The sequence below is a fragment of the Pedobacter cryotolerans genome, from assembly GCF_005116475.1.
Taxonomy (GTDB): Bacteria; Bacteroidota; Bacteroidia; order Sphingobacteriales; family Sphingobacteriaceae; genus Pedobacter; species Pedobacter cryotolerans.
The window spans coordinates 145,142-158,166 of record NZ_SWBO01000009.1 but is presented as its reverse complement, the minus strand read 5'-3'; the positions used below and the strand labels follow the sequence as shown (position 1 = coordinate 158,166).

At 34.9% G+C, this 13,025-nt stretch carries 7 protein-coding genes; all 7 read right to left on the bottom strand.

Annotation, left to right across the window (positions count from 1 at the left end; all coding sequences use genetic code 11):
- Window positions 1-555 precede the first annotated feature (555 nt).
- A complete protein-coding gene (locus tag FA045_RS14995; RefSeq protein WP_136877886.1) occupies window positions 556-1,212 on the bottom strand; it encodes an ATP-binding cassette domain-containing protein in 657 nt (218 codons plus the stop codon).
- Between the two features lie 982 nt (window positions 1,213-2,194).
- A complete protein-coding gene (locus tag FA045_RS14990) occupies window positions 2,195-4,669 on the bottom strand; it encodes a glycoside hydrolase family 31 protein (protein ID WP_136877885.1) in 2,475 nt (824 codons plus the stop codon).
- Between the two features lie 26 nt (window positions 4,670-4,695).
- Window positions 4,696-6,108, bottom strand: a complete 1,413-nt coding sequence (locus FA045_RS14985; RefSeq protein WP_136877884.1) for an MFS transporter — start codon at window positions 6,106-6,108, stop codon at window positions 4,696-4,698.
- Between the two features lie 190 nt (window positions 6,109-6,298).
- Window positions 6,299-8,044 carry an alpha-amylase family glycosyl hydrolase gene (locus FA045_RS14980; RefSeq protein ID WP_136877883.1) on the bottom strand — a complete coding sequence of 582 codons (1,746 nt, stop codon included), beginning with the start codon at window positions 8,042-8,044 and terminating at the stop codon, window positions 6,299-6,301.
- Between the two features lie 85 nt (window positions 8,045-8,129).
- Window positions 8,130-10,439 carry a family 65 glycosyl hydrolase domain-containing protein gene (locus FA045_RS14975; RefSeq protein WP_136877882.1) on the bottom strand — a complete coding sequence of 770 codons (2,310 nt, stop codon included), beginning with the start codon at window positions 10,437-10,439 and terminating at the stop codon, window positions 8,130-8,132.
- A 5-nt stretch (window positions 10,440-10,444) separates the two neighbouring features.
- Window positions 10,445-11,095, bottom strand: coding sequence for a beta-phosphoglucomutase (pgmB, locus tag FA045_RS14970; RefSeq protein WP_136877881.1), 651 nt, complete (start codon window positions 11,093-11,095; stop codon window positions 10,445-10,447).
- Between the two features lies 1 nt (window position 11,096).
- Window positions 11,097-12,938: a glycoside hydrolase family 13 protein gene (locus FA045_RS14965; RefSeq protein ID WP_225871355.1), complete on the bottom strand. Its 1,842-nt coding sequence runs from the start codon at window positions 12,936-12,938 to the stop codon at window positions 11,097-11,099.
- Window positions 12,939-13,025: the final 87 nt, after the last annotated feature.

Genomic DNA, 13,025 nt, shown 5'->3' with positions numbered 1-13,025 from the left:
TACCAATAAAAAATTTTGTGCTGCTAATCATCCTGTTATTTTTTATGTTTGTAATGTTTACCTAATTCCAACCCATCGATCCAAGTCCTTAATAATGGGTAATGCCCTAATTGTTATCTGGTCACTAAGGGAGAAAAATCGGTAGCGGATTGCATCATGCTATAGGTATAAAAACCTTGACAAAACGTTAATGTGCCGCTACCGATTAGGTAATCTTTTTAATATTTTATTCAAGGCTAAACTAATTGTAAATCCAATTAATCCATAAATAAGATACTGTTACAAATCTAAAGGACAAACACCTGCACTGCTGTCGGGTTTATATTACAAAGTTAGCGGTGCTTGGCTGGTTTTTTGCCCCTCAAAGCATCAAATAATTGGCTCGGTTAGTTTCGGCTGGTGAGACACCAGCCGATAGGAAGGTTATAATGACCATCAAATTTTGTCATTCAGAGCGCAGCGAAGACCGCGAAGCAGCTACGAAGTAAATCCCTTTCAGTAAATTCAATTAAAGAGATCCTTCCTTCGTCAGGATGACAAAACGTAGTAAAAACATCACTCCAAATGAGGCAAATAACCATTAAGTATTAAATCATCTTCATTGTTAATTGCATAATTGCAACCATTATTAATTAACACTATTCGAGTAGAAATTTCTAAAATCTGTCGGTAATAGTGGTCTGTTATAATAAACCCTTTACCATCAGTAAACTTGGAAATATGATTTTTAAGTTCATCAGCAATTAATGGCGCCAATTGCGAAAATGGTTCATCCAACAAAACATATTTGGCATCGCTATAAATAATCAATAAAGCCTCAACCAATCTTCTATTTCCGCCAGATAAATTTCCCAACATTTCGTTTAAATTGAGCTTAATCAATTCAACTTCCAATAATTGCGATTGGTAAGTTTGGGTATATAAATTTACCAAATCGCCTATCCTTAAATAGTGCGGAATGAAATATCCTTGAGGCAAATAGGCAACTTTACCTGTTAAATAAGTTTTAAAAGTCAATTCTCCATCAACTTTTAAATGCATAAAATGAGGTTTAATTTCTCCAAAAATAATCTTTAACAAAGTCGATTTTCCTGAACCATTTCTACCTAGCACACCAACTATTTCTCCAATTTTACAGTTTAAAAAAACGCTACTTAGCACTTGTCTATCTCCGTAATGGTGATTAACACTATCTATATAAAGTTCATCCATAGGTATGAAATGATGAATAGTGAAAGGAACAGGAGAAAGTCGAATGTAAAAAACAAGCCTAATAATTTGCGATAGCTAAAACCTAAATTACGGTAGTAATAAGATCGATAGGCAAAAAACAACTTCTCGATTGCCAAAGTAATTACATAAGCAATTAACTTTAATGCGATTGCAATATTATATAAGTTTATTTTATCAAATCCTTTTAGGATGAAGAGATAAGTGAGATATAAAGTTAGACTGAAATTTAATACTGCTACTAGTTTAAAATGGTGCAAGAATATAAACTTTAATCTATGTAGCATATAATTCACTAAGGAAATTGATAAGTTAAGAAGAGAAACAACATAAAAATAAGAAAATCTGTTATAAAAAGAACAGAGAATATTTTGCGATAACTAAACCTTAAGTTTCTAAAAAAATATTGTCTTTCTGGAAAAATTATCTTTTCTATCATTACCGATAAAATATATCCCATTAGCTTAAAAATTATTGAGTAGAAATAAAGATTTAATTTATCAAACCCTTTTATAAAAAATAGATAGGAAAAAAATAAGCTAACAAATAGATTAAGAGCAAATACTGCTTTAAAATGATTAAAATACAAAAACTTCAATTTGTACAGCATTTCTTGAACTATTGATTTGTGTATCACAGCGTATGATTTTAACTAATAGATTCGGCTGTTGATACACCATAGATATTACAATATAAAAAAAAACATAGGCAAATAGCAAGCTCTTATATCTTCTATGTACCTATGTGGTTAATTTAAAATGTGGTAAAACTAAACTTAAATACTAAGCACCAAAAATCTTTAAATTGTCTTATTGGTCGATGTCTCACCGACCATAAATTTCTGATAGTTTCGGCTGGTGGGACACCAGCCGATAGGCTAAAATGCCTTAAATATTAAAAACCACATAGGCACATAGTAATTCTGAAAAAGCTATGTGTCTATGTGGTAAAAAAGCCTTAAATCTTAAACTCCAAAAATCTTAATATTCATAAAGTTTTTGTTCGATTTAAATCTCAAACGTTTTTTATCGTCGAAGCTAAAATCTGTAACTTCTTTATCATCTACATAAATTTTGCTCACTTTAAATGGTACACCGATAACGTTGTAATCATAAAGTTCGTAAGTTGGTGTATATAAACCTTCTATAGTTTGCTCAATAAACAAGTTTTTGCCATCGCCTCTTACACTAAATTTCTTCTCTAAATAAATATCCTGCTCGTACGCAAACGTATCTCCATGATCTTCAAACAAGAATGAGTTTACTTCGTAATCTGCATAATAAACATTTAACCAAAGCTCGTCAATTGGTTTTTCGCCTACATATTGCATTACCGGATATTCTGGCACAACCGACCCTGCTCTAACAAATAAAGGCATATCTTCTAACTTCGCTTCAATGTTATATTCATTTTCGCCATTTAGTAATTCATGTGTCCAGAAATTGTACCATTGCCCTTTCGGTAAATAAACGGTACGAGAAGTTGCACCTTGCTCTAAAACTGGGCAAACCAATATTTTATCGCCAAATGTAAACTCATCCTGACGGAAATGGTTACTGATGTTTTCTTGCTCCAGCATCGCCAATGGCCTTAAAATAGGAAAACCATAACGGTGATGCTCCCAAAAAACCGAATAAATATAAGGCATTAAACGATACCTCAACTCAATAAACTTACGGTTAATGGAAGTAAAAGGCTCACCAAAACTCCAAGGTTCACGTACAGAAGTATCACCTGCAGAGTGAGCTCTCATAAATGGAGAAAAAGTTCCTAATTGTATCCAACGCGTAAATAACTCCCCATCTGGCTCGCCGCTAAAACCACCAATATCGGTACCGCAAAATGGCACACCCGAAATAGACATCCGTTGACATTGAATATTACCCAATTTTAAGTGCTCCCAAGTAGCCACGTTGTCGCCAGTCCAAACACATGCATAACGCTGCATACCCGAATAACCTGCCCTTGTTATGGTAAAAGGGCGTTTATTGCGCATCAATTTCTTTAAACCATCATAAGTAGAACGTACCATTTGCATACCATACACATTGTGTGCTTTACGGTGCGAACCACGGTAACCTTCGTAATTATGACGAACATCATTAGGGAAAGTACCTGCCCCAAAAACTGCAGGCTCGTTCATATCGTTCCAAAAACCTGCAACGCCTAACTCAACCAATTCTTTGTATAAACCTCCAAACCATTCTCTTACGGCTGGATTGGTAAAATCTGGAAATTGGCATCTTCCTGGCCAAACGTGGCCTTCCATAAAGTAATCATCGCTACGGCGACAAAAGAAATTTTTCTCTTTTCCTTCTTTAAATACCCAATAATTATCGTCTACTTTAATCCCTGGATCAATCATTACAACGGTTTTCATACCGATGTTCAGCAAATCTTTGATCATTTTTTTAGGATCTGGGAAATATTTTTTGTTCCATGTAAAGCAACGATAGCCATCCATATAATCGATGTCTAAGTAAATGGCATCGCAAGGAATTTGATTTGACCTAAATCCTTCTGCAACTTCTCTTACTCTACTTTCTGGATAATAGCTCCAACGGCATTGATGATATCCCAAAGCCCATTTAGGTGGTAATTTATGGGTTCCGGTTAACGTTTGGTAACGTTTTACCACATCCATCATGTGTGGGCCATGGATGTAGTAATATTGCAACTCGCCCCCATCTGCCCAAAAACTCGTTTTGTCGTTGTTCTCTCTACCAAAATCGAAATACGAACGGAACGTGTTATCAAAGAAAATACCATAACTAGCACTTTCATGAATGCCTATATAAAACGGAATGGTTCGGTACAATGGATCTTGATCCCAACCAAAAGAATAAGCATCAGTATTCCAGTTTTGGAATTTTCTGCCACGCAAATTCATATTTCCAGATTTATCGCCTAAACCAAAAAAGTTCTCTTCTGATTTGCAGTCTTTTGTAGCAAAAACATAATAACCACCAAATTCTACGTTTTCTTCCCAATGCATAGGCGAAGCATCTTCGCTCATCACCATGCCAGTAGTATTATCAGCAAAAGAAACTAAAAAATCAGCTTTGCTCACTTTACAAGTTACTGTACTAGTAGATATGGCATAATGGGTTTCGGTTTCTTCGAGCCTAAAAGTGGTAACTCGCTGGTCTACCACTGGCACTGCGTAAGAAAAATCATCCAAAAACACACCATGAGGGGCTAAACGAACTCTGATAATTTCATCGCTTACAACGCGAACTTCAACCCGGGCATTCCCATCAGAAAAATAAAATTTATTTCCTTCTTTTTTAACTCCCTTAACTTCTGTTAAATATTGTTTAACAATAGGCTTTAAATCCGTTACCGGATTATTTAAATGCTGAACTACTTCTTCAGTTGTTTCGCCAACTATTGTTTCTGCTATAATTTGCTTTTCGTCGTTATTGATATCTTCTGCCATAAATTTGTGCAACTGCCCTAATACGATTAATTTAATACTTCTCTGTCTTCCGCTTGATGCGTGATTACGTTTTTATCTGTAATCAAAAAGTTAGCCAAGCCGCCAATAATTAATGAAGCTCCTGCTAATAACATTGCATTAATTACTGCTTCTCCAAAAATTAATTGGTAAAGATAGTTTAAACCACCTGTAGCAGCAATAATTTGCGGAATTACAATAAACATATTAAAAATCCCCATATAAATCCCCATTTTTTTTGGATTTATAGCACTTGATAACATGGCATAAGGCATGGAGAGTATGCTTCCCCACGAAATACCGATTAAAATAAACGAATAAATTAATTGTTGAGGTTGATTAATAAAGTACATAGATATAAAACCTAAGCCGCCCGCAATTAAACTAAACATGTGGATATATTTCCTGTTTATGCTTCGTTTTGCGGCATAAAAGGTAAGCAATAAGGCAAATGCCATCGATGATAAACCATACATCCCCATGTAAGAACCTACTAAATCTGCGGCATCATTGTATGATTTACTTGCCGTCATAAATAAGGCTTTTGAACCCTCATCGGCCATATTAAAAGCCGTTTCTACTGGTGCAGGTGCATTAAAAACATGGGTAGTTAAGGCTGGTGTGGCCAAACTCCACATCGCAAAAAATGAGAACCAGCTAAAAAATTGTATAACACCTAATAGTTTCATGGTTTTGGGCATTTGCCCGATACTGGCAAATATCTCTTTAACACCATTAGCAAAACCTTTACTTGCTTCATTTTCTTTCTTAAATTCTTCTAAATCTTCTGGCGGATACTCTGTTGTAGTAAAAATGGTGTACAATACTGAAGCTAAAAAAACTACCCCACCAATACCAAAAGCAATTTTTACCGACATGGGCACAATGCCTGGTAAAGCCTCATTACTAACACCTAACTGATTAACTAACCAAGGCAAGTTACTCGCTACCCAAGTACCTACCCCAATAATTAAGGTTTGCATTACAAAACCATAAGAGCGTTGTGAGTCTGGCAATTTATCGGCAACCAGTGCCCTAAATGGTTCCATAGTAATATTTATAGAAGCATCTAAAACCCACAAACATCCCGCAGCAACCCATAAAACTGGCGAATTTGGCAAAAAGAAAAGCACTATTGTACTCAAAACCGCTCCTATTAAAAAGAAGGGCTTTCTTCTTCCCCAACGTGGGCTCCAAGTTCTATCGCTCATGTAACCGATAATTGGTTGCACTAACAAACCTGTTAATGGCGCAGCAATCCACAAAGCAGGTATATCATCCTGACTAGCACCTAAGGTTTGAAATATGCGAGACATAAATCCGCCTTGTAATGCAAAGCCGAATTGTATACCCAAAAAGCCGAAGCTCATGTTAAAAATACTCCAGAATGATAGTTTTGGCTTGTGAGATAGGTTGTTCATGGTTTATTTGGTTAGGTCTTCGACTACGCTCAGACTGACACTTATCGTCATCCTGAGCGTAGTAGAAGGATTTTTTATATTTTTTGTCATTCAGAACTTGTACCGATTTCACATCGGTAGCAAAGCGTAGAATCTCTAAGCTAAAACTCAATAGAGAGATCCTTCGTTGCACGCTGGATGACAGGTTTGATTAAAACTCTAATATTACCGCACTCGTTGATGGCATTTTAATTTTTATACCTTCATTCATATTTGCGGTATTAAATTTAGTATTAGATAGTAAATCGGTAAAGTTTATAGCCTTTCCTTCTAATTTAAAAGCTTGCAAAACATCTTTAGGGAATTTTACATTTAAGCTTGCTTCATTTCTATTAAAATTAGCCAACACCAAAACACGTTTATTTTCGGTATATCTTAAATAGGCATAAACTTTATCGTTAAAACCTTGTGATGATTGATTTTCCTGTAAAAGTTCGTAAAAATTACCACTAGCTATTGCTTCATTTTCATTAACCAGATTTAACAATTTACTATAAAACTGGCGAAGGCTTTTCTCTTCCTCGGTTAATTTACCTCCGTCAAAAGCACCATCATTCATCCATTTTTGGTGTTTTGGCAAACCCCAATAATCAAAAATAGAAGAGCGACTATCATCACCTCCGAAACCTTCGGCTCCTTGGGCTGGCTCACCAACTTCTTGTCCGTTATAAATCATCACTGGGCCGGAAGATAAAGTAGCCGTTACCACCATTCCAGGTACGCCGTACCAAGGATTTTGTGCAAAGTCTTTAGAAGCTATTCTGGTTTCATCGTGGTTTTCTAAAAAGCGTAACATGTGTTGCGAAAACCCATTGCTTTCTTTTTGCCATACAAAACTGATGTCTTTTACTGTTCCGTTGGCTTCATTGCACATTAAGCGTTTTATACCGTCATATAAACCAACTTTATCATACAAATAATCGAACTTTCCATTAACTAAAAAATTCTTGTATTCGTTTCTATCGTAAGCCTCGCCAATAAAAATTAAATCAGGATATTTTTTTCTCAAATCTGTAATTACCCAGCTCCAGAACTCAACAGGTACCATTTCTACCATGTCGCATCTAAAGCCATCAACTCCTTTCGTAGCCCAAAAAGCTAGAATATCTCTCATTTTGCGCCAAACTGGAGGTTGAGGAACGAAATTTTTGGTATTGTTATTTTGAACATCTAAACCATAATTTAATTTAATGGTTTCGAACCAATCATCAATACTTGGTGCATGATTAAAAACATTATTCCCAGTTGCTTTAGCAGGATATTCATCAAATTTCCCATCTTTTAATGGACTTTGAAATTCATTCCCCCCTGGGTTATAACCTTTAGGCACGACAAAATGCTGGTTTGGGATGTAATAGAAATCGTTAGTTGGCGAAAAGCTTTTAGAAGTATCATCCGTAGCACCTAAATCGGCTACATTAGTTGGTTTTTGATCAGAATGGTAGGTTCTAGCTACGTGATTAGGTATAAAATCCATCAAAACTTTTAAACCTTGTGCGTGCGTACGTTTGATTAAAGCCTCATACTCATCCATTCTATTATTCACATCAACCGCCAAATCTGGGTCAACATCATAATAATCTTTAATAGCATAAGGAGAGCCAGCTCTGCCCTTCACAATATCCGGATCATCAGATTTGATACCGAATTTGCTATAATCTGTCATGGTTGCATGTTCAATTACGCCAGTGAACCAAACATAATTTATGCCTAATTTTTTGAGTTCTTTTAAGGCCTTTTCGTTGATATCATTAAATTTTCCACTTCCATTTTCTTCAATAGAACCATAAAATTTGTTGGTAGTATTTTTATTTCCAAAATGACGAACAAAAGCTTGATAGATGACCAATTTTCGGTTTGCTATTTGCTCTGCAGTCGTTTGATTTTGATCTAACATTTGTAGCTTATTTTTTTTTACGCAAGCAGAAAAGCCACAAATTAGGCTTATCGATAATGCTATTTTAATAACGTTTTTCAACTGATTAAGAATTAATTTCTAATGTTCCATTTGCCTCTAAATGTTCATCCTTACCAAAAACATTCAGATTTAAAGCCTGTTCACTTTCATTACTTAAGCTCACTTTTTTACCATCGAATTTTACGGTAACAATAGCTTTTCTAAATCCAATTTTAAAACTGTAAGATTTCCAATTTTTTGGTAGCACAGGATGTAGACTTAACTGGTTATTTTTAACTCTCATGCCACCGAAACCTTCTACTACACTTAACCAAGTACCAGCCATTGAAGTGATGTGCAAACCATCTTCGGTATCGTTATTGTAATCATCTAAATCTAAACGAGAAGTACGCAAATAGAATTCGTAAGCTCTATCTAAATCGCCAAGTTTGGCTGCAATTATGGCATGTACGCAGGGAGATAATGAACTTTCATGAACGGTACGAGGCTCATAAAAATCATAATTACGGCGAATAGTTTCTAAATCGTAATCCTCCTCAAAAAAGTAAATTCCTTGCAAAACATCTGCTTGTTTAATAAAGCACGAACGTAAAATCCTATCCCAACTCCATTTTTGATTCAATGGTCTATCTTCTGCAGGTAAAGCTGCAACTAAAACCTGTTCCTTATCTAAATATCCATCTTGCTGTAAGAAAATGCCTAATTTTTCATCTTCTGGATAAAACATCTTTTCGATGATATCTTGCCAATGTTTTTGCTCTTCAACAAGGTTGAATTTAGTTTTAGCTACAATTTCATCTAATCGAGATCCATCATTTTGTTTAACTGTTTCAATTGCCTCAATAGTATATTTTAAACACCACGTGGCTATAGTACTGGTGTACCAGTTGTTGTTGATGTTGTTCTCGTATTCGTTAGGGCCTGTAACGCCTAACATTACATATTTTTCTTTGTCGATACTCCAATTAACACGTTGAGCCCAAAAACGAGCAATGCCAATTAATACTTCTAAACCATACTCTGCTAAGTATTTATTTTCTCCCGTATAACGGATGTAATTGAAAATTGCAAAAGCGATTGCTCCATTTCTGTGGATTTCCTCGAAAGTAATTTCCCACTCGTTATGGCACTCTTCGCCATTAATGGTAACCATTGGATATAATGCAGCTCCATTTTTAAAGCCTAATTTCTCTGCATTTTCTATCGCTTTTTCTAAATGTTTGTAACGATAAATCAACAAGTTTTCTGCTACTTGTTGCGGTGCAGTGGCCAAGTAAAAAGGCAAACAATAAGCTTCGGTATCCCAATAAGTTGAGCCACCATATTTTTCTCCTGTAAACCCTTTCGGACCAATATTTAACCTTGCGTCTTCGCCAGTATAGGTTTGGTGCAGTTGAAAAATATTAAACCTAATTGCTTGTTGCGCAGCTACATCACATTCAATAATTACATCGCCATTTTGCCATTTAGCAGCCCAAGCCGCAGCTTGTTCGGCTAACATTTGTTTAAAACCTTTTGCAACAACTTCTTTTAACTTTGAAATAGCGTTTACCTCAATCGCGTCTTTTTCATGATTTTCGGAAGATAAATTAACTGCATATTTAAAAATCGTTATGGCTTCATTTTGCTTAACATCAACTTCAAAATTTTGCGATACATATTTTTCTTTATTAGCAAAAGAAGATGATAATTCTAAATCATTTCCATCTTGAAAAATGGCGGTATAAATTGCAGAGCTTACCCAAAAAGCAGTTTTTTTAGTTTCTAAAGTTAGCAATGCAAAATCGCCTTCTTGTTTAGCGGTAATTTCATTCCAGAACTTTTCATCATAATTAGAATCCTGATTTTTCACATCGCCATCTAAACTCGATTCAACAGTAATTTTACCATCAAAATTTTGAGGTGTGATGGAATATTTAATTACACCAGCTTCATCATCAACAATGCTACAAAAGCGAATAGCTTCAACTTTAAGAATATTTCCATTTGCCAACTCAACTGTAAATTTTCTGGTAAGCGTACCCAATTTCATATCTAACACACGCGTAAATTCAGATACTTTACTGGTGTTTAAATCTAAAACTTCACCGCTAATGGTAATATTTAAACCTATCCAATTGGTAGCGTTTAGTACTTTGGCAAAATATTCTGGATAACCGTTTTTCCACCAACCTACTCTTGTTTTATCAGGATAATAAACGCCAGCAACATAGTTACCCTGCAAAGTTTCTCCGGTATAAGTCTCTTCAAAATTGGCTCTCTGCCCCATTCTTCCGTTTCCGATACTAAATATACTTTCAGATATTTTATTTAAGTGTGGGTCAAAACCTTTCTCAATAATCTGCCACTCGTTATGTTTAATGTAATTCTTCATTCTTGTTATAAATTCTCCAATTTTTCAATCGTCATTTCATTTAATCCACCAACCACTATATCCGCCTCGGTTAAAACATCGGCTTTGCCAATGCCTACCGTTTTCATGTTTCCATTTTTGGCAGCTTGTACACCTGCAATGGCATCTTCAAAAACTACGCATTCTTCTGGCAACACATTTAATTCTTTTGCACCCACCAAAAATACTTCTGGGTTTGGTTTAGATTTGGTTACCTTATTTCCATCAACCAATGCATCAAATAAGTTAATTAATCCTATTTGATTTAAAATGGTTTCAGAATTTTTGCTCGCCGAACCCAAAGCTGTTAAGTAGTTTTTTGACCTTACCAACTCCAAAAATTCTTTCGCACCTGGTAAAATTTCGTCAGGTGTCATTTTGGTAATCATATCTACATACCATGTATTTTTAAGTGTAGCCAATTCTTCCATTTCCTCCGCAGACTTGGTTACTCTACCCCAATTTAGAATAATTTTTAACGATTCTATTCTGCTTATTCCTTTTAATTCTTCGTTTTGTTCTTCAGTAAAATCAAAACCCAATTGATTGGCTAACCTGCGCCATGCCTTATAATGATACACTGCTGTATCAACTATAACGCCATCAAGATCAAAAATACACGCTTTTATTTTAGACATATTATTGTAATTCAAATATATAAGTTGTTTTGGCTGGTAATTTTAAAGTTTCAATGGCAATTTTTTCATTTGTAATGATATTTTTTGCCGATTTGCAGTTACCAATTCTTTCTTCAAAACGCTCTGTTTTTAAAACTTCTTCTTTCTCATTGCTATTCATCACCACCAATACCGTTTTCTCTTCATTGTACCTAAAATATACATAAATACCATTTTCGGGCACAAATTGCATCATTTTTCCATTTTGCAATACGCTGTTTTGCTTTCTGTAATTTGCTAAAGTTTTAACAAAGTTGAAAGCCTCATTTTCTTTTTCATTTCTTCCTGCCGGGATAAATTTATTTATTTTATCATTTGGCCAGCCACCTGGGAAATCTTCTCTCACTTTACCATCTGGATTGGCATAGTTTTTCATCAAAATTTCGGTACCGTAATACATTTGCGGTATGCCACGCAGTGATAACAATAAAATAATACCCGATTTAAATTTGTTAAAATCTTCATTCACTACCGAATAAAACCTACTGATGTCATGATTATCTAAAAACACTACATTTCTAGTTGGGTCTTTATATTGATAATCGCTCGCCAAAACTGAATACAACCTATTAACGCCATCTGTCCAACCGAATTTGCCGTTTAAAGCTTCGTTAATGGCAAAATAAGTCTGAAAATCGGTTACCGCCTGCAAGCCTGTATCAAACTTTTGGTTTGCGGTATTGCCCTCGGTAAAAAAAACCTGATTAGCAGTTCCATTTACCCAAGTTTCGCCGAAATAAGTAAAATCTGGATATTCTTTAGCAATATCCTTTGCCCATTCTGCCATGTAATCACGATCGTTATAAGCATAAGTATCTAACCTAAAACCATCTAAACCTGCATATTCTATCCACCAGATGTGGCTTTGCGTAATGTATTTTTTTACTAACGAATTTTTTTGATCTACATCTGGCATGTGCCGATCAAACCATCCATCGGTCATTATTTTTTTATCAGCCTTTGCGGCGTAAGGATCAAATAATGTTTGATCTTTATAAGTAGTGCCCGTGTATTTTGGCCATTGATGAAACCAGTCTTTTGCAGGTTGATCTTGATATAAAAAATGTTGATCGCCAATATGGTTATGTACCAAATCTTTAATCATTTTCATCCCACGTTTGTGGCATTCATCCACTAATTTTTTATATAACTCATTAGTTCCTAATCTACGATCGACTTTATAGTTTTCGGTATTAGCATAACCATGATAAGATGTTCTATTTTCATCGTTTTCTAAAACCGGATTTAGCCATAGTGCTGTAACTCCCAAATCTTGCAAATAAGGCAATTGATTAATAATGCCCTGAATATCGCCACCATGACGGAAATACATTGAATCTCTGTTAAATTTTTTATCTCTCATACCAGCAATTTGATCATTACTCACATCGCCATTGGCAAAACGATCTGGCATAATCAAATAAATAAAATCTTGATTGGTAACCCCTCTTTTTTGTTTTACCCGAGATTTAAGTTCGTATTGATAAGATAATGTTTTTTCTCCCTTTTTAACGAAATTTATCGGGAACGTTCCCGATTTTGTGGTTGAAGAAATGAGCAGGTTTACAAATAGATAATTAGAATTTTCTACTTTTTGCACATTCACTAGCTTTACGCCTGGGTAATTTAGGCTAACTGTTTTATCAGCAATGTTGTTTCCCCTTACCAATAATTGTAAAGATTGATCTTTAAAACCTACCCACCAATTCATTGGTTCAATTCTTTCTAAATCTGCCAATTGAGCAAAGGAAACCTGTATTTGGACTATAATTAATAGTATAAAAAAGATAGATTTCTTCATCATTTTATATTTGGTTGATATGACTAACGAAAGTGTAAATTTTTAATTTAAAACGCAAAGAATTAGCAAAATATAAATCAAAAAAAATGC